This is a genomic window from Paenibacillus sp. R-74696, assembly GCF_055814915.1.
The window spans coordinates 10971-35097 of record NZ_JBPULM010000024.1; the positions used below are offsets into that span (position 1 = coordinate 10971).

Annotated in this window: 18 protein-coding genes; 17 read left to right on the plus strand and 1 reads right to left on the minus strand. The window is 48.7% G+C overall.

Annotation, left to right across the window (positions count from 1 at the left end; translation table 11 throughout):
• The first annotated feature begins 46 nt into the window (after positions 1-46).
• The 10 genes from ACSR9A_RS07045 to ACSR9A_RS07090 all read left to right on the plus strand — a co-directional run bounded on the left by ACSR9A_RS07045 (position 47) and on the right by ACSR9A_RS07090 (position 9409).
• Positions 47-1531: an efflux RND transporter periplasmic adaptor subunit gene (locus ACSR9A_RS07045; RefSeq protein WP_473756372.1), complete on the plus strand. Its 1485-nt coding sequence runs from the start codon at positions 47-49 to the stop codon at positions 1529-1531.
• Complete coding sequence (locus ACSR9A_RS07050) at positions 1528-2286, plus strand: ABC transporter ATP-binding protein (RefSeq protein ID WP_473756374.1); 759 nt, start codon at positions 1528-1530, stop codon at positions 2284-2286. Before ACSR9A_RS07045 ends, ACSR9A_RS07050 begins: the two co-directional genes overlap by 4 nt.
• Positions 2228-3400 carry an ABC transporter permease gene (locus ACSR9A_RS07055; RefSeq protein WP_473756376.1) on the plus strand — a complete coding sequence of 391 codons (1173 nt, stop codon included), beginning with the start codon at positions 2228-2230 and terminating at the stop codon, positions 3398-3400. Before ACSR9A_RS07050 ends, ACSR9A_RS07055 begins: the two co-directional genes overlap by 59 nt.
• Before the next feature lie 98 nt (positions 3401-3498).
• Positions 3499-4680, plus strand: coding sequence for a stage II sporulation protein D (gene spoIID / locus ACSR9A_RS07060; RefSeq protein WP_473756378.1), 1182 nt, complete (start codon positions 3499-3501; stop codon positions 4678-4680).
• 119 nt (positions 4681-4799) lie between these two features.
• A complete protein-coding gene (locus ACSR9A_RS07065) occupies positions 4800-5543 on the plus strand; it encodes a peptidoglycan DD-metalloendopeptidase family protein (protein WP_473756380.1) in 744 nt (247 codons plus the stop codon).
• Positions 5544-5714: 171 nt separating this feature from the next.
• Positions 5715-6002, plus strand: coding sequence for a sporulation transcriptional regulator SpoIIID (spoIIID, locus tag ACSR9A_RS07070; RefSeq protein WP_046231346.1), 288 nt, complete (start codon positions 5715-5717; stop codon positions 6000-6002).
• A gap of 133 nt (positions 6003-6135) precedes the next feature.
• The gene (gene mreB / locus ACSR9A_RS07075) at positions 6136-7137 is read left to right on the plus strand and encodes a rod shape-determining protein (protein ID WP_473756382.1); all 1002 of its coding nucleotides are present in this window, start codon (positions 6136-6138) and stop codon (positions 7135-7137) included.
• Between the two features lie 197 nt (positions 7138-7334).
• Positions 7335-8204 (plus strand): flagellar hook-basal body protein, encoded by an 870-nt coding sequence (locus ACSR9A_RS07080; RefSeq protein WP_473756383.1) that lies wholly within the window; start codon positions 7335-7337, stop codon positions 8202-8204.
• Between the two features lie 36 nt (positions 8205-8240).
• Positions 8241-9086 carry a flagellar hook-basal body protein gene (locus tag ACSR9A_RS07085; RefSeq protein ID WP_473756385.1) on the plus strand — a complete coding sequence of 282 codons (846 nt, stop codon included), beginning with the start codon at positions 8241-8243 and terminating at the stop codon, positions 9084-9086.
• Between the two features lie 17 nt (positions 9087-9103).
• Complete coding sequence (locus ACSR9A_RS07090; protein ID WP_473756387.1) at positions 9104-9409, plus strand: DNA-directed RNA polymerase subunit beta; 306 nt, start codon at positions 9104-9106, stop codon at positions 9407-9409.
• 284 nt (positions 9410-9693) lie between these two features.
• Here ACSR9A_RS07090 and ACSR9A_RS07095 read toward each other — a convergent pair whose 3' ends face one another.
• Positions 9694-11895: an Ig-like domain-containing protein gene (locus ACSR9A_RS07095; RefSeq protein WP_473756389.1), complete on the minus strand. Its 2202-nt coding sequence runs from the start codon at positions 11893-11895 to the stop codon at positions 9694-9696.
• Between the two features lie 439 nt (positions 11896-12334).
• On the opposite strand from ACSR9A_RS07095, the gene fabZ reads away from it, so the two are divergent.
• The 7 genes from fabZ to ACSR9A_RS07130 all read left to right on the plus strand — a co-directional run bounded on the left by fabZ (position 12335) and on the right by ACSR9A_RS07130 (position 24073).
• Positions 12335-12766: a 3-hydroxyacyl-ACP dehydratase FabZ gene (fabZ, locus tag ACSR9A_RS07100; protein ID WP_430160351.1), complete on the plus strand. Its 432-nt coding sequence runs from the start codon at positions 12335-12337 to the stop codon at positions 12764-12766.
• Positions 12767-12907: 141 nt separating this feature from the next.
• Positions 12908-14617, plus strand: a complete 1710-nt coding sequence (locus tag ACSR9A_RS07105) for a phospho-sugar mutase (RefSeq protein ID WP_473756390.1) — start codon at positions 12908-12910, stop codon at positions 14615-14617.
• Positions 14618-14704: 87 nt separating this feature from the next.
• Positions 14705-16855: a DUF5693 family protein gene (locus ACSR9A_RS07110; RefSeq protein ID WP_473756391.1), complete on the plus strand. Its 2151-nt coding sequence runs from the start codon at positions 14705-14707 to the stop codon at positions 16853-16855.
• Complete coding sequence (csaB, locus tag ACSR9A_RS07115) at positions 16819-18018, plus strand: polysaccharide pyruvyl transferase CsaB (RefSeq protein ID WP_473756392.1); 1200 nt, start codon at positions 16819-16821, stop codon at positions 18016-18018. Before ACSR9A_RS07110 ends, csaB begins: the two co-directional genes overlap by 37 nt.
• Positions 18019-18025: 7 nt before the next feature.
• Entirely contained in the window at positions 18026-18787 is a 762-nt protein-coding gene (locus ACSR9A_RS07120; RefSeq protein WP_488199544.1) for a WecB/TagA/CpsF family glycosyltransferase, read from the plus strand.
• A gap of 103 nt (positions 18788-18890) precedes the next feature.
• Entirely contained in the window at positions 18891-20033 is a 1143-nt protein-coding gene (locus ACSR9A_RS07125) for a glycosyltransferase family 4 protein (protein WP_473756393.1), read from the plus strand.
• 359 nt (positions 20034-20392) lie between these two features.
• Positions 20393-24073 (plus strand): S-layer homology domain-containing protein, encoded by a 3681-nt coding sequence (locus tag ACSR9A_RS07130; RefSeq protein WP_473756394.1) that lies wholly within the window; start codon positions 20393-20395, stop codon positions 24071-24073.
• Positions 24074-24127: the final 54 nt, after the last annotated feature.

Here is a 24127-nt window from a genome sequence, read left to right on the forward strand (position 1 = left end):
GCTATATTCGTCACGAATATGTCAGTCGGAGGGTGGAATACAGTCGATGAAAAAGTGGAAGCTATGGCTTGGTATTATCCTTGTAGTAGGCGCGGCCGGGGGAGGCGGTGCCTATTATTATTTGAAAATGGGGCAGCCGGCGACGGTGCAGGCGGCAACCTCGCAAACGGTGAAAGCGACGCGGGGCAATATTGAGCTGAAAATAAGCGCGACAGGCAGTGTAGAAGCCAACTCTCGCGAAACCGTAACGTCCGGCGTATCCGGTACGATTGCAAAGCTGAACTTCAAAGTCGGCGATAAAGTGAAGGCAGGCCAAGTGCTGGCAACGTTTGAATCCGAGAAGGACTACGATAGCCAGATTGAGCAGACGGAGCTTTCCATTAAGAAGCAGCAGGTGCAGATGGAGCAATATCAGACCAAATATAAGGAAGCTGCAGGCACGGAGGATGAACTGACGACCCAGCAAGGCATCAAAACGGATATGGAAATGCTGGCGCTGGAAATCAAGCAAAACCAAGACAGCCTGAGCACCATGAGGGAAGATCAACTAAAGGTGACGGAGGTTGTGGCGACGATTGATGGCGAGGTGACGGAAAGCGAGGTTTCCGTTGGAGACGAGGTTGTAGCGAATACAGTTATTGCGTCTATCGTCAATTATGATTTGCTTGATTTTGTCGTGCAGGTCGATGAGCTGGACATTCCGTCGGTCAAAACAGGCCAAGTGGTGCAAGTATATTTGAGCGCGCTGACGGACAAGACGATCGAAGGAAAAGTAGCCAGCCTGGCTCGTGAGGGTACGGCATCGAATGGCGTATCCGCCTACGAGGTGACGATCTCGCTTGATACGATTGCTGGCGTGATGACGGGCATGTCGGGGGAAGCGGATATTATTCTGGAGTCCAGAAATGATGTCGACGTTGTACCGGTAGACGCGGTTATTACACGTGGAGGCAAATCCTTCGTTCGCGTGCCAACGAGCACGCAAGGCGCGGCAGGCGCTCAAGGTGCGGGCGGGACGCAAGGCGCAGCGGGCACTCAAGGTACAAACGATGCACAAGGCAGCACAGGTACACAAGGAACACGTGGGGCACAAGGTGGGACCGGTGGTCAAGCCGCGAGCGGAGCTGCGCAAGGTGCAGCTGGCACACAGGGATCGCGTGGAACACAAGGCGCTAGTACGCAAGGTACTGGAGCAACAGCGCAGGGAACGGCAGGTACGAACGGTACAGCGCAAGGTGCGACAGGCATGCAGCGCGGCGGCGTTCAGATGGAAGGGCAGCTAGTGGAAGTGGAAGCGGGAATCAGCGATGAGACGTATGTGGAAATTATTTCAGGGCTGAATGAAGGCGACTCGGTGCTTATCCCAACACCGCAGGGTACAGTTGGCATGACGACAACGACGACACAGCAAAATCAAGCGACTATGGGAGGCGGCATGATGCCAGGTGGCTTCGGCGGCGGAACAGGTGGTGGATTCGGCGGAGGTGGCGGCGGATTTACTGGCGGCGGAGCAGGCGGTGGGCGCCCATGACCAGCGAAAGCAGCAGCATTTTAATCGACATTAACCATCTCGTTAAAAATTATGTGATGGGCAGGGAAACGGTGACGATTCTTAAAGGTGTATCCTTTCAGGTGGAGAAAGGCGATTTTGTCGCCATTGTCGGGCCTTCCGGCTCGGGAAAATCAACGATGATGAATGTCATCGGCTGTCTGGATACGCCGACCGATGGCAGCTATAAGCTGGACGGCATTGAAGTAAGAGGCATGAGCGAGAACAAGCTGGCGGATATTCGCAACAAGAAGATCGGGTTTATTTTTCAAGGCTTTCACCTGCTGCCACGGCTTACCGCGCTTGAAAATTGCGAGCTGCCGCTCATTTATCGTGGATTGCCCGCCAAGCAGCGCAGAGCTATGGCGATGAAGGCGCTGGAGCAGGTTGGGCTTGGGGAGCGGGTGCATCACCGTCCGAGCGAGCTGTCGGGCGGGCAGCAGCAGCGGGTTGCCATCGCCCGGGCGCTGGCGACAAACCCGCCGATTTTGCTGGCGGACGAGCCGACTGGAGCGCTCGATATGAAGACGGGGCAGGAAGTGCTGCAGCTTATGGAGGACTTGAATCGGCAGGGTCACACGATTGTGCTGATTACGCATGATATGGAGGTCGCTCATCGGGCAAGTCGTACGGTTATTATGCGGGACGGCGTGCTGACCGAGGAAAGGAGGGACCGAGATGAAGCTGACGCAGGGGTTCAGGATGGCGATCAAGAGCGTCTTGTCAAGCAAGCTTAGAACGGCCCTCTCGATGCTGGGTATACTGATCGGCGTAGCGACGGTTATTGCGCTGGTTGGGATGGGGCAAGGCTCGACGAAGCAGGTGGAGGAGCAGGTAGCCAGTCTGGGCACCAATTCCTTGTCGGTTACGATAACGGGCCGTGGAACAGCAACCTCCCTTTCGCTCGACGATGCGATGGCTCTGGCTGATATTCCGAATGTGGAGGGCGTATCTCCAACGGTCAGCGGCAGTGCGACAGTGAAGTATGGGAAAAATAGTACGAGTGTCACGGTAGAGGGCATTACGCCGGACTACGAGCAGGTAAGTGATTTTAGCGTGCAGTCCGGCAGATATATCGCTTCGATGGATGTGAAAAATACCCAGAAGGTCGCATTAATCGGAGTCGATACGGCAACGGAGCTGTTTGAAGAAGAGGACCCGGTTGGCAAAACGATTCAAGTAAACGGCAGCCGTTTTACAATCGTCGGACTTTTGGAGGCAAAGGGCAGCACGCTCACCGGCTCCAACGATGAAAAAATTGTTATTCCGATTACGACGGGGCAAAAGCTTTTTGATAGTGTCGGTGTGCGTACAGTTGCTCTCAAGGTGACTGATCTTGACCTGATGGATATAACAGTCGCGGCGCTCGAAGCAAAGCTGCTGGAAAAATTCAGGGGTGATGACAGCAGCTACCGGGTGTTCAACCAGCAGGATGCGGTAGAGACGCTTAATTCGGTAAATGAGACGATGAACACGATGCTGCTTTATGTGGCGGCTATTACGCTGCTCGTAGGAGGCATCGGGGTTATGAATATTATGCTGGTGTCCGTTACAGAGCGGACGCGGGAAATTGGCATTCGCAAGTCGCTGGGCGCAAAGCGCAGAGATATTTTGTTCCAGTTTCTTGTAGAGGCTGTTGTCATTAGCGGCATGGGCGGAGCACTCGGCATCGGGTTCGGTTATTTGGGCTCCTATGTCATTGGGGTGGTGAATGGGACGGACACTTCCGTTCCGTTTAATACGGTCATTTTGTCGTTTGCCTTCTCTGCTTTTGTCGGAATCGTGTTCGGCATTTTCCCGGCTAACAAAGCTTCGAGGCTGAAGCCAGTCGACGCGCTGCGCCACGATTAGCTCTCCTTTCTGTTCTACCCTATTAAATCCGCTCATAGAATGGACTATCCAGATAAGCAGGATGACATTGCTATAAAAAGGTAGCGGAAGGAGCAGGGATGAGACGAAGGAGAATCGAACGCAGAGTGTCAGAAGCGCTGCAACGCTTGAAGAGCAGCCGCTGGGTGCATGTTTTTTCAATAGGTCTATTGCTTGGCATTACCGTAGCTTTAATGAAAGTTTCCCTTGTAGGCATACCTGATCGCATGCCCGCGACTCTAGCGAATGCGCAGCCGGAAGGGGCAGCGGGGATGGCTTTTGAGCCACCTGGCACGGGCAGCGGCAGCGGGGCGAATAAAGTCGAAGCAGGCAGCGCCGTTATCGCCCAGAAAATGGGCGGGCTATTGCCTAAAACGACAGGAGCGCTGAACGGGCTCATCGTACGCACCTATATGATGAAGGAACAGCGCACGGAAAGCTTGCCGCTGGAGGAGTATGTGCGCGGCGTTATCGCAGCGGAAATGCCGGCCGATTTTGAACTGGAGGCGCTCAAGGCGCAGGCGATAGCTGCACGCACCTATATCGTACGCCGCCTCGCTTCTGGTGATGACAGCGGCGTGGAGAATGTAGAGGCTGACGTAACGGACACGATTGCCCATCAGGCCTATTTGCCGCTCGCGCAGCTGAAGCAGCATTGGCAAGGAGCCAAGCAGACAGCTAATATGAAAAAGCTGAATGATGCGGTGAAGCAGACGGAGGGACTAATCGTCACGTATAATGGCGAGCCGATTCAGGCTGCTTTTTTCTCCACAAGCAGTGGGTATACGGAAAATTCTGAGGACTATTGGTCTAGTGGGATTCCTTATTTGCGCAGCGTCGCGAGTCCATGGGACATCGAGCTGTCACCGCGATACAAACAAAGCGTGGAGCTGACGCTGGCGCAATTTTATGAGAAGCTTGGCCTTCAGGAGGAGAGCAGGGTTCAGCCCTCCATTCGGGTATTAGCTGCAACGGCAGGAAAAAGCATCAGCAAAATCGAAATCGCCGGAACGGTATTCACTGGCCGCGAGGTGCGCGAACGATTGGGACTAGCCTCAGCCGCCTTTACATGGAGAATGAACGATAAAGCCATTACTATTACAACTTATGGGTATGGACATGGCGTGGGCATGAGCCAATGGGGAGCGAACGGCATGGCAAAGCTAGGCTATTCGGCGAAAGAAATATTAACCTACTATTATACCGATGCGAAGGTAGAGCAGGCTTCAAAGTTCTCGGGAACGCTGCTTGGTCGCTCCTAGCTCCATAAAACACAGGCTTTTTCGAAATCTTAAAGTCTCTATATTTTTACCCGGCATTTCATATACCCTCACGTATAAACCTAGCGAATCTGGCAACAATGGCTAGTGAGGTGATAGAAATGAACAATCAAAACAAACCAAATCAAGGATCAGAGGAAACTCCCAAAAATGGACTGGGAGCATCATCTGCCGCGGGTTCAGGCAATGGATTTAAAAGGCTGCTGGCACGCAAATGGGTTTCGCCAGCAATATTTATGGCCGCGGCAGCAATTATCGTAACCTTAATGTGGGTCTACCAGGGAGCGGATGACAGCAAGCAGACGACAGCTACAGAACATCCGGGCCAAACGGAAGCCACAGTAGGCGAGGGTACGGTAGCACAGCCGGAGAGCGCAGTGGATGAAGTCATTCGCGAAGGCGAGCAATTGCAATGGCCGGTTGTGAACAAGGATTCGCTGCAAATCGAGACACCTTTCTATGATGCTAGCGCAAGCAGTGATGAGCGCCAGGCAGCTATGGTGCAGACGGGGAATACATTCTCGCCGCACATGGGTATCGATCTTGTAGACCCGAATGACCAGCCATTTGATGTCGTAGCCGCTATGTCGGGCAAAGTTAGCCTAGTGCTCAATCATCCGACGAATGGCAGCATTATCGAAATCAACCATGGCGACGGTCTTGTGACCACTTACCAAAGCCTTAGCGACGTGAACGTGGCAGTAGGCGATGAAGTGAAGCAGGGAACCATTATTGCCAAAGCAGCTCGCAACGAGCTGGAAAAGGATTTGGGCGTCCATCTGCACTTTGAAGTGCGTGAAAACGGAAAAGCCGTCAATCCAAGCACCGTAGTCGGCGAGCAATAAGCGCGGGCAAAATAGGTCTCTAGACCTTGCAGGCAGGGGAATATCCCCTGCCTGTTTTGTATTTTTATGAAAATTTTATGACAAACTGGCTTGTCAGGCTTGACCACAAAGAATATATACCCGCGCCCCTCATATACTGTACCAAACTATCTCGAGTAGGGAGGCGGGAACGTGCACGATTACATCAAAGAGCGAACCATTAAAATAGGCCGTTGCATCGTGGAGACGAAGCATACGGTACGAACGATCGCCAAGGAATTCGGCGTATCCAAGAGTACGGTCCATAAGGATCTAACCGAACGGCTGCCGGAAATTAACCCCGACCTGGCGGATCAGGTAAAGCACATTTTGGAGTATCACAAGTCAATCCGCCATCTGCGCGGTGGTGAAGCAACGAAAATCAAATATAAGAAAACGAGCACGAAGAAGAGGGAAGTACTGGCAGCCGGGAAAACATAATTTATTCGCAAATTATTACAAACGGGTAGAGGATTTTATAGTTTTTTGGCGAATAATGTACGTTAGGGGTTTCCACGTCGTGGGAACTAATTGACCGTAGCGTTTACACTATTCGTTGGAGGACTTACGCCTTATGCTGAGCAAGGACATTGGAATTGATTTGGGAACGGCTAACGTATCTATTCATGTAAAAGGGAGAGGCGTTGTGCTCGATGAGCCGTCTGTCGTCGCGATTGAAAGCGACACGAAGAAGGTGCTTGCCGTTGGTGAGGAAGCTCACCGGATGGTCGGCCGTACGCCAGGCAATATTATTGCAATCCGCCCGTTAAGGGATGGGGTTATTGCTGACTTCGAAATAACGGAAATTATGCTGAAAGCATTTATTGATCGGGTGGAAGGGCGCAAGTGGCTGAGCCGTCCGCGCATCTTGATTTGCGCGCCAACAAATATTACATCCGTTGAGCAGAAGGCGATTCGTGAAGCGGCGGAACGCAGCGGAGCCAAGGAAGTATTTTTGGAAGAGGAAGCTAAAGCTGCCGCTATCGGGGCTGGAATGGACATCTTCCAGCCTAGCGGCAACATGGTTGTGGATATTGGCGGAGGCACGACGGACGTAGCTGTCCTGTCCATGGGCGACGTCGTGACCGCTTCTTCCATTAAAATCGCAGGAGACAAGTTCGATGCTGCGATCATGAAGTATATTAAAGATAAGTACAAGCTGCTGATCGGCGAGCGGACAAGCGAGGATATCAAGATTAAAATCGGTAAAGTTTACGAGGATGGACAGCGTGCGGAAATGGATATCCGTGGACGCGATATGGTAACGGGCCTTCCGTTGACCATGACGATTCATTCGCAAGAGATTCAAGAAGCGCTTTGGGATTCGGTCATGTCGATCGTGGCTACGGCGAAGTCCGTACTGGAGAAAACGCCGCCTGAGCTGTCGGCAGATATTATTGACCGGGGCGTTATTTTGACCGGTGGCGGTGCATTACTGAATGGCCTGGATACGCTGCTTGCGGAAGAACTCAAGGTTCCGGTGCTGATTGCGGAAGATCCGATGCATTGCGTTGTTAAAGGTACCGGCATTCTGCTTGATAACTTGGACAAGCTTGGCAAGAAGCCTCGTTTTTAGGAAGACAAGGCAGGAGCAGCGCTTGCATAGCCGTTTGCGCAGGTAGGGCGTTTAAAAGGGGACGCGCCGAGGCGTTAAATTGAGTCAAAGGTCGCATAGGAAGCTATAACTGAAGTCATGCCTTTAACCGATATATAAATAATGGCATATACAGCGAGAGGGAACAGCCTTATACGATCTTCGAGGAGGCAATTGCAATGCTTAGAGGGCTTTACACAGCAGCTGCAGGCTTGACGGCTCAGCAGCGCAGACATGATACCGTAACGAATAATATTTCAAATATAAATACACCGGGCTATAAGCAGACGAATGCGGTCACGCGTTCGTTCCCAGATACACTGCTTTCCATGACAGGGGTACAGGGCGAGTCAAGCAAGTCCATCGGCCGTCTCGGCATGGGGGTATTTGCAGAGGAGAGCTTATCGCTGCATGTTCAAGGGGACTTGTCCCAGACGGACAAGCCTACTGACTTCGCACTCGTGTCCAACATTGGGGTGGAGGGTGCGGCGTTTGACGAGTCCGGCAAATATGTAGCGGATGACGGTACGGTGACGTTCCAGCCGCAAGCGTTCTTTACACTGCAGGATGCGCAAGGGGATCTTCGTTATACGCGGGGCGGCTCCTTTACGCTGACGGCGGACGGTTTTCTTGTTAACGGAGACGGCGCCAATGTGCTTGGAGCTGATGGGAATCCTATTCAATTCGCAGCAGGCATAGGGCTTGAGCAGCTGTCGCTGACGAAGGATTTGCGTTTTGTTAATTCACAAACCGGTGTGGATAGTGGCGTACAGCCGCTGCTGGTGACGCGAATTAATGAGCCGAACCAACTCGTACGCGCTGGAGACGGCCAGTTCCGTTTTAATGGAGATGCAGCGCAAGCTGTTGCGCTTCAGGAAACGGATCAGGTAGAGGTGCAGCAAGGGTATGTGGAGCGTTCCAACGTAGATGCGGCACAATCCTCCGTTGATTTAATGGCGGCGCTTCGCGCTTATGAAGCCAACCAGAAGGTTGTACAATTTTACGATCAAAGTCTGGAGAAGGCTGTAACGGAAGTAGGCCGCGTTTAAGACGAAGTCAGCAACGGAACGTGAAGGAGGCAGACGATGAACGGCTCAATGATTAATGCGGTAGTCTCGATGGGTGGACTCCAGCAGAAGCTTGATATGATCGCTGATAATATCGCCAACGTGAATACAGTAGGCTATAAGCGGAAGGAAGCAACGTTTGAGGATTTGTTGACGAATGTCAGCAAGCAGCCAAATGATTTTAAACAGCCGGGACGTATGACGCCGCTTGATTTCAACCAAGGCTGGGGCTCCCAGTTGACGATGATTAAGCCGAATCTAGAGCAAGGAACGATTGCAACAACAGGCAAGGACACGGACTTTGCTATTGAAGGAAATGCGTTGTTCGAGGTCATTGTGAACGCTAATGGCGACCGTGCTTATACGCGCAACGGTGCGTTTCAGTTGACGGTTAATGCAAACGGTGATAACATTTTGGCAACGGCTGAAGGCTATCCTATTGTTTCGACAGTGGTGACCCAGCCAGGCAATGTAGTAGTTGAGCAACCGGTAACTGTTCCAGATGGCTATAAGCTGGTTATTGGTGCTGATGGCAGTGCGCAAGGTGTTGCTGCTGACGGTACAACCATTAATTTAGGCACAATTAAATTGATGCAAGCAACCCGACCTTCTGCTCTTACTCAGCTGGATGACAATTTGTTTTCCGTAGCTGAAGGGCTGAATGTGGGTGATGTAATCCAAGAGGTTACTCCTGACGCGGATAATGCGATCGCGCTGCGCCAAGGCTCTCTTGAGCAATCCAATGTGGATATGAGCAGCGAGATGACTGAGCTGATTAATGTACAACGTGCTTACCAACTGGTAGCTAGGGCATTAACATCAAGCGATTCGATGATGGGATTGGCGAACGGCTTGCGCAGATAGATAGGGTGATGGTGGTAATGAGTACGACGAATGAACGAGCTGATTTTGCGGATGATAGGCTGGAAGATGAACAATCAGAACAGACCCGCAGCAGCTCGCGCAGGAAGGGGCAGGGCTCCACTCCAGAGAAGAAGAAGCGGCCCCTGGTACTGAGAATCATATTATGGATTTTGCGCCGCAGCATTGTGCCTTGCATCATGGTCATTATGCTGATTGCGGGCCTCTATATCGGTTATACGGTGCTGGGCAAGCAATCGGGAGATGATGTGTTTGAGTGGTCGACTTGGCAGCATGTCTATGATCTTGTATTCTCGGATTCGTAGTTCGCACCGTACGAATGGTTGAAGGCGGTATTCGCAGCTTATTGCGGATGCCGCTTTTTTGCAAATATAGGAAAGGATATGATTTTTCTATCCTTTCTCTATATTTGCAAAAAAGCGGCATGAAACGCGCTGCGCCGCCAAAGGACGGCGACAGCCGTTTCACCTTGGTCGTCTGTGAGTGAGAAATCAGCAGACGAAAAAAGAACACCGATCCGTTTGTTTACAAAACAAAGCGGAAGGTGTTCTTTTTTAGTAATATAAGCATTTATAAATTTTACCCTTGCTTATTTTACAGTTACACGCATGGATACTGTTTTTCCGTCAAAGGTAGCTTTAATAGTAGCTGAACCTTTGCTCAGAGCAATAATTTTGCCATTCGATACAGTAGCTACGCTCGCTTTGCTAGTTACCCAAGTTGCGCTCGTTGTTACGTCTACTGGATTGCCGGTCGTGTAGTTTGCTTGCAGCTTCACCGAAGAAGAAGCGCCTGGGCTAAGCTTAAGCGACTTATCCGACAGGGTTAAAGATTTAAGCTTAGGCGATACCGTAATCGGAACTTCCAGCGTTTTGCCTTGATAAGAGCCGGTCAGCTTGCCGCTGCCTACGGCCAGCGCTTTAACGGTGCTGCCATTAACAGTTGCCAGAGTGCTGGAAGAAACCGTCCAGTTCATTTTGGTGCTCAAAACCACTTTCTTGCCGCTCACATAGTAGCCAGTTACCTTTACCGACTTGCTTTTGCCTGGGAAAAGCTCAAGGCTGGATGGTTCTGCTACCAGCTTCTCGATTTCTTCTTCAACGTAAGCTTTGACGGTAGTTGTTTTATTTAAATAGGTTGCCGTTAACGTCACTTTGGAGGCTTCAATCCCCTTCACTTTGCCATTAACGACGATTGCATTGTCTGATGATGCTTTCCATGTAGCTTTGGAAGAAACATTCTCTTCCGATCCATCCTGATTCACAACCGTAATCGTAGGCAGCGCCGAATCCTTGCCGATTACTACGCTAAGCTCTTTCGTACTTGGAACGAGCTTCACAGGTGTAAGGTGTACAATCAGCTCAAATGTCTTTTTTAGGCCATTGAGCTCAGCCGTTACAACGGTTTTGCCTACAGCTACAGCTGTCCATTTGCCATCTTCAATAGTAGCAATTTTTTCGTCGGCAACGGTCCATTTTACGATTTTGGATACGTCAGCTGTATCTCCACCGAAGGTAGTACCGCTGACCTTCGGTAGCGTCTCGCTTTTTTCCGAGAAGGTATCGATGGAATCTTTCTCGATTTTCAGCTCGGAGACGCTAGGGAAAACCGTAATGTCAATGCTGCGGCTGATGCCTTTAATCGCTGCTGTTATTTTGGTTGTTCCCGTTGCTTTTGGCGTAACAAGTCCATTCGTCACTGTAGCGACGATTAGATTGGAGGATGTCCACTCCGCCTGCGTAGTAACGTTTTCGCTTCCACCGGAAAGCTCCTGAACTTCAGCTGTAATTTGCAAGCCAGGGCTGTTTAGCATCATTTGATATTCCTTGGCTGGCGATAGCTTGATCGATTGGTAAGGTGTACGAACGACAACATCAATAGTCGAGCTTACTCCTAAATAAGTAGCGGTAATTTTAGTTTGGCCAGTGGCAACTGGAGTTACAACACCATCCTTGACGGTTGCAACAGCAGCACTGCTAGTTGTCCAAGTTGCTTTTGCCGTTACGGTTTCTGTCGAGCCGCTTGTTGTTGTAGCTATGGCTTGAATCGTCTGGTCATCGTCGCCCATATCGATTTCAAGTATGGTCTTTGGCGACAAAGCCAGTGATTTATAAGGGGAAGTGACGACAAGCTTTACCGTGTCGGTCTTTCCTTTATATTTTGCAGTAATCGTTGTAGTTCCTGCGCCTACAAGTGTAACTGTGCCGTCATCGACAGTCGCGACGGAAGTGCTGGAGGACGTCCAGGTCGCAATGGTTGTAATAGGCTCATTGGCAGAGCCGGTTTTAATCCCGCTCAGCGTAAACAATTGATCTGCACCGAGATTAACGTCATAGCTTTCGGCTGCGTTGCTGCCATTTTTCAAAATTTGCACAGAGTCATAAACGTAATCGGATGTGACTTTAATGTTTTCGGTATAGCCGCTGTATGAAGCGCTGACAGTAGCTGTTCCTTTTCCTACAGCCGTCAGAACGCCTTTGTCTACTTTAACGATGGAGGTGTTGGATGACTTCCATGTTGCGGAGGCACTAACGTCCTTCTTGGTAGAAGAGCTTGAAGTGGCAGCCAGCAAGGAAACGATAACGGCATCATCCTCAATAAATACTTCCAGTGATGAAGTGCTGCTATTGTAATCCCAAGAATCATAGCTTAGTTCAATGCTTGTTACAGTTTCGTCTGCAGCATTCGCGATGCCGCTGAATGTGGTAGCGATGAGCATGACAGATAGAACGGCGGCGAGCCATCTCCTGATTTCTCTGAGAGACTTGTTCCCGTTTACACTTAAATTCACTACATCCTATCCCTTCGTCTATAGAATAAAAAAACTCTCTATTCTATATAACGGCTTACATATAGAGGAAATGAATAAAGATGTCGTATTTTGTTTGAAAAAAAATCATTTGCCACGCAATTGCATCTGCAAGTCCCAAGTTTAGCCATACATGGGCCGTGGCAGTTTTATTTTTGATACGGTAGTTGTATAATGGTTTGGAGCCTTAATGCCGCGCCCGCCAAGGGGTAGAATGCTTGCTATTCTTCGCTTGCGTGCCGCCAGGGAGTCCAGAGGGATTCGCGGTAAAATGAAAGAAGCTTGGCCGCAGACGCTTCGGGTCCGCACAGCCAAGCCCTCTATCTCAACCTTCACAAACTGCAGCTTCATGAAGGATATCTATAGTGTCAGTAAAAATTGCATTTTTTATACCCTCGATAACAAGGAAGGAGCTTTATTCATGCTCGATATTAATCAAATTCAGGAAATTATCCCCCATCGCCCGCCATTTCTGCTCATTGACCGTATTTTGGAGGTAGAGCCGGGTGTCAGAGCGGTTGGCCTAAAAAATGTAACGATGAACGAACCTTATTTTGTAGGACATTTTCCAGGTTATCCGGTTATGCCTGGCGTGCTTATCGTTGAAGCGCTGGCTCAAGTCGGCACTGTAGCAATGCTCATGCTGGAGGTCAACAAAGGCAAATTAGGCTTTTTTGCAGGCATTGATGGCTTTCGATTCCGTGGTCAGGTGAAGCCTGGCGATACGCTTACACTTGAGGTCGTCATTACGAGATTGAAAGGCAGCATCGGCAAAGGACAAGCTACTGCGAAAGTGGGAGACCAAGTTGTTGCTGAAGGCGAGCTTATGTTTGCCCTGTCGGATCCAGCCTAAATTTTCTAAAATATAAGGATTTATAAGTTTGATCTTTATCAAACGGCTTATATTTCACACGCGAAACGGTAGCTTTGCCGCCATAGGGCGGCGACAGCCGTTTACGCTAGTTTCATTTATATATAAGGGAGAGATAGCTATATGAGTCAAAATGAAGCGGCAATCCAGCGTTACAATGCTTGGTTAAACGATCCGTTGATCGATGAGGCGACAAAAGAGGAGCTTCGCGGCATCGCGGGCGATGAGAAGGAGATTACAGACCGTTTCTACCGCGATCTAGAATTCGGAACAGGCGGCCTGCGCGGCGTTATGGGTGCTGGTACGAATCGTCTTAATACTTATACCGTAGGCAAAGCGACGCAGGGGCTGGCGAACTGGTTGCTGGGTAATGCTGCAGGCGATGCTCCTTCAATGGTTATCGCTCATGACTCCCGCAACTATTCACCAGAATTTGCGCTCGATTCAGCGCTTGTACTGGCGGCAAACGGCGTGAAAACGTATTTGTTCCAATCGCTGCGCGCAACGCCACAGCTGTCGTATGCGGTGCGCTCGCTTAAAGCTTCGAGTGGTATTGTAATTACGGCGAGCCATAATCCGCCTGAATATAACGGCTATAAGGCGTATGGTGCTGACGGCTGCCAGCTCATTCCTGAGGATGCGGAGCAGGTTATCGCTTCGATTCAGCAAGTGACAGGCTTTGATCAGGTGAAACGTCTGGGCCGGGAAGAAGCAGAGGCGCAAGGCTTGCTCGTATGGCTGGGCGAGGATGCCGACGAATCCTACATTAATACGGTGGTCGCGCAAAGCCTGAATGTGGAGCTTATCCGCAGTGGTGTTGGCGAGCAGTTCAGCGTAGTATTCACTCCGCTTCATGGAACAGGCAATATGCCCGTTCGCGAGGTGCTTGCAAAAGTCGGATTTAGCAATGTACATATTGTCGCGGAGCAGGAGCAGCCGGATGGCTACTTTAGCACTGTAAAATCTCCTAACCCGGAAGAACGCGAGGCGTTTACGCTAGCAATCAAGCTGGCGCAGCAGGTCAATGCCGATATTATTATCGGAACTGATCCAGATGCCGACCGTATGGGTGCAGTTGTGAAAAATAATAACGGTGAATATGTTGTGCTGACAGGCAACCAATCGGGCGCTTTGATGGTGAATTATGTGCTCAGCCAGCTCACGGAGCGTGGACAATTGCCGGATAACGGCGTTGTTATTAAAACCATTGTGACGAGCGAGATGGGTGCGGATATTGCTCGTTCTTACGGTGTAGCTGTTGAAAACACGCTTACTGGCTTTAAATATATCGGTGAGAAAATGACAGGCTATGAAAAAACAGGCGAGCGCTCCTTCCTTTTCGGCTATGAGGAAAGCTACGGTTATTTGACTGGAACTTACGCACGGGATAAGGATGCTATCGTAGCGGCTATGCTGATTTGTGAAGCAGCAGCATATTATAGAAGCTTAGGTAAAACACTATATGATGTATTGCTTGAGCTGTATGAGAAGCATGGCGTTTATTTGGAAGGTTTGGAGTCGCGGACACTGAAGGGTCTTGACGGCGTGCAAAAAATTGCTGGCATTATGGACAGCTGGCGCAATCAGCCGCCCGTTGATATTAACGGCGTGAAGGTAGAGCAGGTGCTCGATTATAAGCTCGGTCTGGATGGTCTCCGCCCAGAAAATGTGCTGAAATATATGCTGGCTGATGGCTCATGGTTCTGCCTTCGTCCATCGGGTACCGAGCCGAAGATTAAAGTTTATTTTGCAGTTCGCGGTGAATCGACTTCGCAAGCTGAAGAAGCGCTGAATGCTTTGCGTCAGGCGGTTATGGCAAGAGTAGACGGATAGGGAATATTTGGCTTCAACCGTGGACAGCTGCTCGACAATAGAGCGGTAGGAAGCGGAATGAAAAGGATAGATGAACGGAGGATTTTCGTGCTTCAAAACTGGCTGCAATGGAATCGCAGAGCTAAGCAGTGGCTCTGGATCATTACGCTGATTGGCGTGATGGCGGCACTTCCTATTGGTTATAATCGAATGAATACGGAGTCAACGTCTAAGCAAGTGGAGTATGTGTTTGATTATCGCGATTTGATCGAAATTGCGGAATATTCAGCGAAGCCGCAGGATTTTATATCGCAGCATCTCATTTTTATGAAAGAAGCCGGCGTATCGACCATGGCCGTCTATGAAAGCTCGCTTCGCGAGCTGATGCAGGCGGGCAGATTGACCTACTATAACTCCAAGGATGCAGCCTTGCTTCAAGGCAAGCTGGAGACGCCGGGGCAAAATTTCACTTATATTTTGTATACTGGCAGCGAGGAGAAGGAGCAGGTTGGACCGATTGTTCGCGCTGCATATGACCGGGCTGGCGTCGTTTATCGGGACTGGTCTTTCGATGGACGCGATGGTCTTGTGGTGGAACTGCCGCTGCAAAATTCGCTGCTTCAACCGCTTGGCTTTGATCCGATGTCACTGGAAAGAATTAAAGCAGCAGGCTTCAGTGTTCTGCCTCGTTTGACTGACCGGGTGCTTCCGTATTCACAAGAAGAAGCAGAGGCGACTCTTGCTCAGTTGAAGAATTACGGCGTTACACGGATTTTGTTCGACGGTGATAAGGTAAAAGGCTACACCGATAATGCCGAGGATAAGAGCTTGCGCGCATTTGCCGAGCTGCTTAACAAATATCAAATCGGTGTAACGACCATCGAGAATTTGAAAAAAGAGCAATCGGGCATGACGACACTCGCCTACCTGACGGACTATAATATTGTACGTCTTTATTCATTGTCTCCTACGGATGCGATGAAAATGAAGCCGGAAGATATTGCTGATCGCTTCCTGCTTGCAGCGAAGGACCGCAACATTCGGATGTTTTTCCTAAATGGTGCCCCATCGTCGAGCCAGGAGAAATCGACTGTTATTAATCCACTGGACAACCTCTACCTGTCTCTTAAAGGGGAGGATGGAAACAAAGGCACGATTCAGCGTTTGGCAGATGCCGGATTTGCTCCGGGTACAGCGGAGCCGTTTGATCGGGAATATCCGTCATGGGTTAAAATGCTGAAAGGAATCGTTGTTATTGGCGCGATTGCCTTAATTGCACTATTAATCAATGCTTTTCTGCCAGGCACGCTTATTGCGGTATTCCTGCTCGGTATGGTCGGAAGCGGCGGCTTGTATGTGCTGAGCAGCTCCGTGCTGGAGCAGGCGCTTGCTCTTGGAGCCGGTATTAGTGCGCCAACACTTGCGCTTATTTGGGTCATGAACCGAATTTACTCCAGAACCGAAGGAAACCAGCGTTTTGTTGGCGGAGCGGATTGGACTTTCCGCAACAAAGATAAAGGGAAGGGCGTGGTTATTCCGCTGAGCAGCTCCGGTGATGCTGGCGGCAAGTGGGTATTTGAGGGCTTGCCGGCGCGCCGCCGTCTGGGACTTGCTTTCAGTTGGTTTATTGTAGTAGCGCTCATGTCGCTTATTGCAGTCCCTTATGTGTTCGGCTTGCTGAACAATATTACGTATATGCTTGTGCTTCAACAATTCCGCGGAGTAAGCCTGCTGCATCTCGCGCCGATTGGGCTTGTTGCGATCTATGTTGTGTTTTACACAGGACATGCTCCAATCGCCCGCATTCGCAAAATGCTGTCTACGCCGATTAACGTGCTAATGGTTGTCGTTGGTTTAATTGTTGTAGCTGCGGGTATGTATTATTTATCACGTACAGGTAATGAGGGACAGACGCTGCCCTTTGAGCGTCCTTTCCGCGAATGGCTGGAAGGCACGTTTGGCGTCCGTCCGCGAAATAAAGAGTTTTTGCTGGCGCATCCACTGCTGCTAGTGGGGTTGTTCGCCGCGCTGCGTTACCGCGCCGCCTGGCTGTTCGTTATTATTGGCTCCATTGGCCAGCTTTCGATGGTCGACACATTTGCGCATATCCATACGCCGCTGCATATTTCCATCATCCGCGTATTCCTTGGCCTTGGCCTCGGTGCGGCGGTCGGATTTATTCTCATCGGAGTGTGGCAGCTTCTGGAAGGAGTCTGGTCTAAATGGTCGCCGGCCCTCAAACGCATATTCGCCGAATAGCGATTTCTGGCTACTACGGCTTTAGTAATAGTGGCGACGAGGCTGTGCTGCGTTCGATTTTGCTGGCGCTTGCCGAGCAGAGCAAGGCGCATGGGCTTGAGGTGCAGCCGATCGTGCTGTCGGGCGACCCGGCTTGGACGAAGGCGATGTACGGCGTAGAGGCCGTACATCGGATGCGCCCCGCGGACGTGTGGGGCGCGCTGCGCAGCTGCGACGGGCTGATCAGCGGCGGCGGAAGCCTGCTGCAGGATGCCACAGGTACGAAGACGATTCCGTATTACACTGGAATCGTGAAGCTTGCCCAATTGCTGGGCAAGCCGACATTCATTTATTCGCAGGGCATCGGGCCGGTGAACCGCCGGTGGATGGACCCGATGATCCGCCATATTATGCGGCGGAGCGCTTATGTTTCAGTGCGGGACGACCAATCCGCCGCTTTGCTTGGGCGGATGGGCGTGCCGCATGACCGGATCGAGGTTGTACCCGATCCGGTTATGGGCTTGCCGCTGCCGCTAGGCGCAGCGGCGGCCGGGGCGCCAGGCGGCGGGGCTACCGCGGCGGCTGCGCCTAGCGGTGCGGGGACCGCGCAGGCCGGCAGCGGAGCTATGCCGGTCGTCGGCGTGTCCCTGCGCCGCTGGCGCGAAGATGGCGCGGATCTTGCGCGCGCCGCCGATGCGCTAATCGCGCTGACGCGCCGCCGCCAGGTGCGGCTGCGGTTTCTCCCGTTCCATACCCCAGATGATGTGGAAACATCGAAGCAGGTCATGGAACGACTGCAAGGGCAGCTTGCCAGCGGAAGCGTCGCTGAGCTGGCGTCGCCGGGCGATGACCCGCAGCAAATGCTGCTGGAAGTGAGCCATTGCGATATATTATTCGGAATGCGGCTGCATGCATTAATTTATGCGGCAAACCAGATGGTGCCTATGCTTGGTTTATCCTATGATCCCAAAATCGATCAATTTCTGAAAAGAATCCATTTGCAGCCGATTGGCTCAACGGAGCTGCTTGACGCAGAAGCTTTCGCCGATGAGGCAGAGCGGATGCTGGAGAACGGCGACAGCTGGCGCAGATCGCATCAGGAAGCTATTTCGAAGTTGAAGCAACAAGCGCAGCAGCCTGCTGAACAAATTATGAAGCTGCTGCTCCATCCCATATCGAGGTGATATTCGTTTGTCGAACTATGTTCCAACCGTATCTATTTACGGCATACCCTTCTCTAAAATGACAATGGATGAGACGGTCAGCTATTTAGTGAAAGCAATTGAGGAGAAGCGTCAAACGCATGTCATTACAGCTAATCCGATTATGGTGATGTCTGCTCTGGAGAGTGCTGATTACTACCGAATGATGACGAAGGCAGAGCTTATTGTACCTGACGGCGCAGGCGTAGTATGGGCAGCTAATTATGTGGGCACGCCTGTCGCCGAGCGAGTTGCTGGCTTTGACCTGATGCATCGTTTAATGCGTGAAGGCGAACAGCGCAAATGGACGGCTTACCTGCTCGGAACATCTCAAGAGGTTATTGAAGCAGCAGCCGAAAAGCTGCAGCTTCAATATCCGCAGGTGCGAATCGTAGGATATCGCAACGGATTTTTTGGTCCAGATCAGGATCAGGAGGTTGTGGAGGAGATTCGCCAGGCTGCGCCGCACATATTGCTCGTTGCCAGAGGAGCAGAGACGCAGGAGCCTTGGATTGCGAAATATAAGCAACAACTTGGCGTCCCATATATAATGGGCATTGGAGGCAGCTTCGATATTATTGCAGGAAAGCTGAAGCGTGCGCCGATGATTTTTCAAAAGCTGCGTTTAGAGTGGTTTTACCGCTTGCTTCAGGAGCCAAAAAGGCTGCCAAGAATGCTCGTTTTGCCGAAATTCGTTGTGAAAGTGATGCGCGACAAAGAAAACGTAACAAAACCTGGGCCATTATCGTGAAAACTCGTGAAAACCGTTGAAATTGAATGAAAACGGGATTGGAGTTTCTTTTTCGATCGGAGTATAATTCACTTCGGTAGACACAAAAGGGGAGCTGCATTACATGCCAGAAGGCTTATTGTATTCGATCGGTTTTATTCTTGCTCTGACGTTAGCGCTTGTCATGACACCACTTGTTAAAAAATTCGCTTTTTTCGTCGGTGCGATTGATAAGCCGAATCATCGGAAGGTTCATACCCGCATTATGCCACGCATGGGTGGTCTGGCAATTTATGCTGCATTTGTTGCAGGGTTTTTATTGCTGTTCCCGTTCATTCCTGATGGAATGCTGACAGATGCAAATATGAATATGATTAAAGCGCTGCTTGTAGGCGGCACGATTATTATTTTGATTGGCGCTTTGGATGACCGGTTTGAGCTGTCTGCCAAAGTGAAGCTGCTGGGCCAGCTCGTCGCGGCAAGCGTTGTCGTATTTGGTTTTGGTATCAAAATCGATCTAGTTAACATTCCGTTCGGTGAGGCTATGCAGCCGATTGCTGGCTGGATCGCTGTTCCGATTACCATTATCTGGATTGTCGGCGTAACCAATGCGATTAATTTAATCGATGGTTTGGATGGGCTCGCGGCTGGTGTTTCCGGTATTGCGATCTCTACCATTTTGATCATGGCGATTGTAATGGGCAATATCCCTATTATTCTGCTCAGCAGCCTGCTGCTTGGCGGCATTGTCGGATTTTTATTTTTCAACTTCCATCCTGCGAAAATCTTTATGGGCGATTCGGGCTCGCTGTTCCTTGGATTCAGCCTGGCTACGTTGTCCATGATTGGTTTTAAGCAGGTTACCATTGTTTCGTTCGTTACTCCATTGCTGATTATCGGCGTTCCGCTTTCGGATACTTTTTTTGCAATCGTTCGCCGCTGGGTGAACAAGCGCCCGATTTTCGCACCGGATAAAGGGCACTTGCATCATTGCTTGCAGGAGCTTGGCTTTAGCCATCGTCGTACAGTTCTGATTATTTGGGGCGTGGCGGCGATATTCGGAGGTTTTGCGATTTTGCAGTCTACCGTCATACAATCGACCGCAGCCAATTGGGTCACGTTCTCCGTTATTTGCCTCCTGATGTTTGGTCTTCAAATTGGCGCCGAGCTTATTGGGATCGTTGACAAAACGCGCCGCCCGGTTATTAACTTCTTTAATCGGCTGCTGCTTCGGACAAAGGTAGATGCGCAATCGCGTTCGAAATAATTTAGGATTCCCGCTATTATTTTATTATAGGATTTTATGATGAAGCTCCACAGCCTTTGCAAAGGCTGTGGAGCTTTTTTGCGTAACTTTCCCAAATAGACTAAAAATATAGGCCGTAATAACCGATAACTACAGTACGGAACTTTTCTTGGGTCTTTGCGTCTAATTGTAACGGACATTGACAAACATTCACTCAAGAGGGAGAAGGAGGAAAGTTTATAGAGTAGAGGACGAAAGCTCTTCTGTGTGATATCAACGTTTGTCTATACAGCATGTTCATTAATTATTTTTATGAAGAACAAATGCCAGCCATTAAGGTTTTTGTTCAAAAGCAATGCATATAAGGAGGAACCAGTGTGATGAGAAAGTGGAAACAAATGTTAAGCCTATTTTTATCGATTGCTTTGATTGTAACGTTGGCTCCGCTACAACCGGCGAAAGCTGCGTCATTGTATTTTCAGTTCACCGACTTTAGTACGTTTGAGGAAAGCCCGACTATTGTAAATACAAATACGGTTAATCTGCGAGGTTCATTTGTAGATGTGTCTCCAGGCTCTATTACGTTCAAAGTAGAACGTTTGGTTGGTGGAACAGTAGTAGCCTCTTCCAATGGAGCCCTTACTCCCTCTATTGTAGGTAATACCTTCTTATTTGCTGGAGTACAGCTATATGAGGGACTTAATCGTATCACAGTAATGGGGGTAAGTGGCGGAAACGGCAGCCTTGTTCAAGGGACGAGCTTCGTCAGCTATGGAAACGTACCTGTTATTACAAGTATACAGCTTGCCAACGGCACATCAATGTTGGAAGATAAGCCGGTTATTGTCACGGACAAAAATACATCTTTTCTAGTAAAAGCTTCGAATGCTACAGATGTCTTAATTAATGGCACTGCAATGTTTAATGGGGGATCTGGAACGTTTGTTATCTCCTCACTTGATTTGAAGGCTGGTATTAACAACTTAGAAATTGTTTCTCGCAATGAAGACAAGAGCTTTACGCTTCGCCGTCAGGTAGTTTTGTTCGAAAATAATCGTCCAACGCCTTTCAGTGTAATAGCAAGTCCTCCCACTCCTGGTATCCAACTGGATGGTAATTCAATTGTGAAGCCTCTAAATGGAAGCACAATTAAAGGAAAGCTGCTTTTCAAAACATCGACGACTACACCAGCACCAGCAAATCCAATTATTACAATGGAATTGTTGGATACGACAGGTACACCAACCAGTTTCAATACAAACGTAACACTAGATACAAATGCAAGTAATTCAAGCTACACTCAATTTTCTTTTGAATCAACGACGGCTCTTACGGCTTCTGTTAATGGTAAGTACACGCTACGTATCAAAAGCTCGAGTTATGATGGCGTAGAAGCTAATTTCCCGCTTGATTTTACAGTGAGAAGTGACACCTCCCCTACTATTACAGATATTAAACAGCTTTATGGAGTAACTGAATCAGGAACGAGTGTTACTTCTACGTCGCAAACAAAATTTATTGATAATAGTGCTGTTGGGCAGTTGCCTCTATACCTTGCTGTCGAGACTACAAACTTCAGCCTCGCTGGTGGCAGCACAACCATTAGTGCAACGGTAAATGGTTCTCCTGTATCGGCATCGTTATTTGTTGCTGCTGATCGCACATCAGTTGCTACAAACCAAGAGCGCGTTTATCGAATTGATGCTATCCCACAAGGGCAAATTGAGCTTACCTTTAAAATAACCAACAGTGTTGGCAGTGATACGGTAACTAGAACTTTCGCTTATAATCCGATTTCTTCCATTCAAGTTACAAATACTTATAACGGCGCCGTTTATTATGATAACGCTCCGCTTACCTCAGTAAAAGGTAGGCTAGTTAATTTTAACTTATTAAGCGCTACAGACATTGATTCCTTGAAATTCACATTAAATGGAACTGATGTGAGTTTCAATAAGGTAACAGATATTGATAAGGTAACAGGAGAGTTTAATTTCCTAATTCCTGCTGGAAGGCTGGTATATGGAATCAACGAAATTTTGCTATCAGGCAAGGCTAATGGGGTGGAAGTTGCAACTAATTTGTCCGTTTATCGTTTTTCTGATAAGCGACCATTTGTTTCTAATGTTGTACCCGTTCCATATGTAGCAGTAGGAACACGTTATAAAACCGATTCTGAAAATAAATATAAGCCTGGAACTACTGCAAATTCATATGTTACTACTTTGGATAGTGTAGATTTGATATTTAGTGTTGCCAACCTTTCTAACTTGATTATTAATGTAGATGGGAAAAGCTACATTAATGAATCAGTAATTGCAAATAATGAGTTGACAATGACGGATAGGAATAAGCTCGACTATGAATCGCCATGGTCATCAGGTGAAACAGCTTATAATTTGCGTTTACTTAATATCAGTCTTCCAAGCACAGGGTCCAAGAGCATTACAATTACATCACAAGTTGGTACTGAGAGTGCCAGCCAAACTATAACGATTACACGAGAAATACCCCCTTACGAAATTCTGTCTCCAAAGTTGCCAGAAGAAGCGGTTATTAATCAGAATTTTCTAAATGTAAGTATACTAGCTGAAGGCGCTGATCGTGTTGTAATTGGTAAAATCGATATGATAAAAAGCGCAACGGACAGTATTTTCCGTTATGAGCAAAGAGGGCTTAAAGCAGGAGTGAATAAAATCAAGTTTACTGTGATTAGAGGAACTGAAAAAATCAATGGAGAATTCTCTGTTAATTATGCTGCCGATAATTCCATTGGAGCACAATACAAGACGGCTATACCAAAATCAGGGAAGACTTCAATATTTAAAGGAGAATTGCAAGTATCTTTTCCTAAAAATACTTTCCTTCGACCGGCTAATCAAACTCCCGGGCAAGATGTCAAAACTATAGATATGTTTGATTCGCAGCAAATCTTATTTGGTATCGCAGACAGAACTGATGGACGAACAGTAAAGGTGTACAATGGAGTAGGAAAGTACGATGCCACTACAAAAAAGGCGAAAGATGGAATAATGATTACGATACCAGAGGCGGGCTCTAATACAGATTTGGGTGTTGCGAGAATTCGCCCAGATACTCATTTCGGTTTTGCATCGAATTTATTTTGGTTGGATGCAGGTTACGTGGATGGCTTCAAGCAAACCGATTATACCTTTACTCAAGGGGACCAGCCATATGCAACAGGAAATACATTTTACGATAGGCCACTCAATCGCTGGTTGGAAACAACTAATGCAGGTAAAATTACAATTAAGTACGATTCGGAAATTCGTAATACAGTAGCAAGCAACTTGAGTGTGTGGCGTTTCTACAGTGAAGGTGGCATTCCAAAATGGACGAATATTGGTGGGATTGTAAACACCGGCAACAAAACAATTACAGCTCCGATAAATGGGTTTGGCTATTACGTTGTTATGCAAATGCGCTATAGCTACAACGATATTATCGGGCATCCATATGGACGAAATTCTTTGGAACTTATGTATGCTCGCGGTGTTATGAATACGAAGAGTCAAAATGAATTTGGAGTGTACGACAATATAACGCGTGGTGAATTTGCGCAACTATTGATTAAAATGTTCCAGATACCTTTGGATTATAATCCCAATGATATGACCTTTGATGATGTTGTTCCGATATTGGGGATTAGCGAACTTTGGGATTATCGTTATATCGAAACAGCGGTTCGAAAAGGAATTATTCGTGGCAAAGGACCAAGACAATTCTTACCGAATGAGGCATTGACTCGAGAAGAAGCAGCTGTCATGATTGCTAGAGCTGCAAACTTAATCAATACGAAGAAAGAAGATCAGACAAAGGATAGAGCTACATTACAAAAGCAATTCACAGATGGTGGAAGTATTGGAACGTATGCAATGAGCTCGGTAATAGCAGTTGTAAAAGCGAAATTTATTGAAGGTTTGCCGAATTCAACAACAACTGGAAAACCGACTGTTCGTTTTGATCCTAGTTCTAACCTGAAGCGTGCAGACGCGGCTATTATTGCTGAACGTGTTATGCGTAAAAATAAGTTACTATAAGCAATAGAATTTAATTTAGTAATGACATGGAGATGCTCGTAGTTGTGTTTTACT

Excerpts from the sequence above, each read along its gene's own strand:
- ACSR9A_RS07045 (WP_473756372.1), top strand. The coding sequence starts at position 47 with ATGAAAAAGTGGAAGCTATGGCTTGGTATTATCCTTGTAGTAGGCGCG.
- ACSR9A_RS07050 (WP_473756374.1), top strand. The coding sequence starts at position 1,528 with ATGACCAGCGAAAGCAGCAGCATTTTAATCGACATTAACCATCTCGTT.
- ACSR9A_RS07055 (WP_473756376.1), top strand. The coding sequence starts at position 2,228 with ATGAAGCTGACGCAGGGGTTCAGGATGGCGATCAAGAGCGTCTTGTCA.
- spoIID (WP_473756378.1), top strand. The coding sequence starts at position 3,499 with ATGAGACGAAGGAGAATCGAACGCAGAGTGTCAGAAGCGCTGCAACGC.
- ACSR9A_RS07065 (WP_473756380.1), top strand. The coding sequence starts at position 4,800 with ATGAACAATCAAAACAAACCAAATCAAGGATCAGAGGAAACTCCCAAA.
- mreB (WP_473756382.1), top strand. The coding sequence starts at position 6,136 with ATGCTGAGCAAGGACATTGGAATTGATTTGGGAACGGCTAACGTATCT.
- ACSR9A_RS07080 (WP_473756383.1), top strand. The coding sequence starts at position 7,335 with ATGCTTAGAGGGCTTTACACAGCAGCTGCAGGCTTGACGGCTCAGCAG.
- ACSR9A_RS07085 (WP_473756385.1), top strand. The coding sequence starts at position 8,241 with ATGAACGGCTCAATGATTAATGCGGTAGTCTCGATGGGTGGACTCCAG.
- ACSR9A_RS07090 (WP_473756387.1), top strand. The coding sequence starts at position 9,104 with ATGAGTACGACGAATGAACGAGCTGATTTTGCGGATGATAGGCTGGAA.
- fabZ (WP_430160351.1), top strand. The coding sequence starts at position 12,335 with ATGCTCGATATTAATCAAATTCAGGAAATTATCCCCCATCGCCCGCCA.
- ACSR9A_RS07105 (WP_473756390.1), top strand. The coding sequence starts at position 12,908 with ATGAGTCAAAATGAAGCGGCAATCCAGCGTTACAATGCTTGGTTAAAC.
- csaB (WP_473756392.1), top strand. The coding sequence starts at position 16,819 with ATGGTCGCCGGCCCTCAAACGCATATTCGCCGAATAGCGATTTCTGGC.
- ACSR9A_RS07125 (WP_473756393.1), top strand. The coding sequence starts at position 18,891 with ATGCCAGAAGGCTTATTGTATTCGATCGGTTTTATTCTTGCTCTGACG.
- ACSR9A_RS07130 (WP_473756394.1), top strand. The coding sequence starts at position 20,393 with ATGAGAAAGTGGAAACAAATGTTAAGCCTATTTTTATCGATTGCTTTG.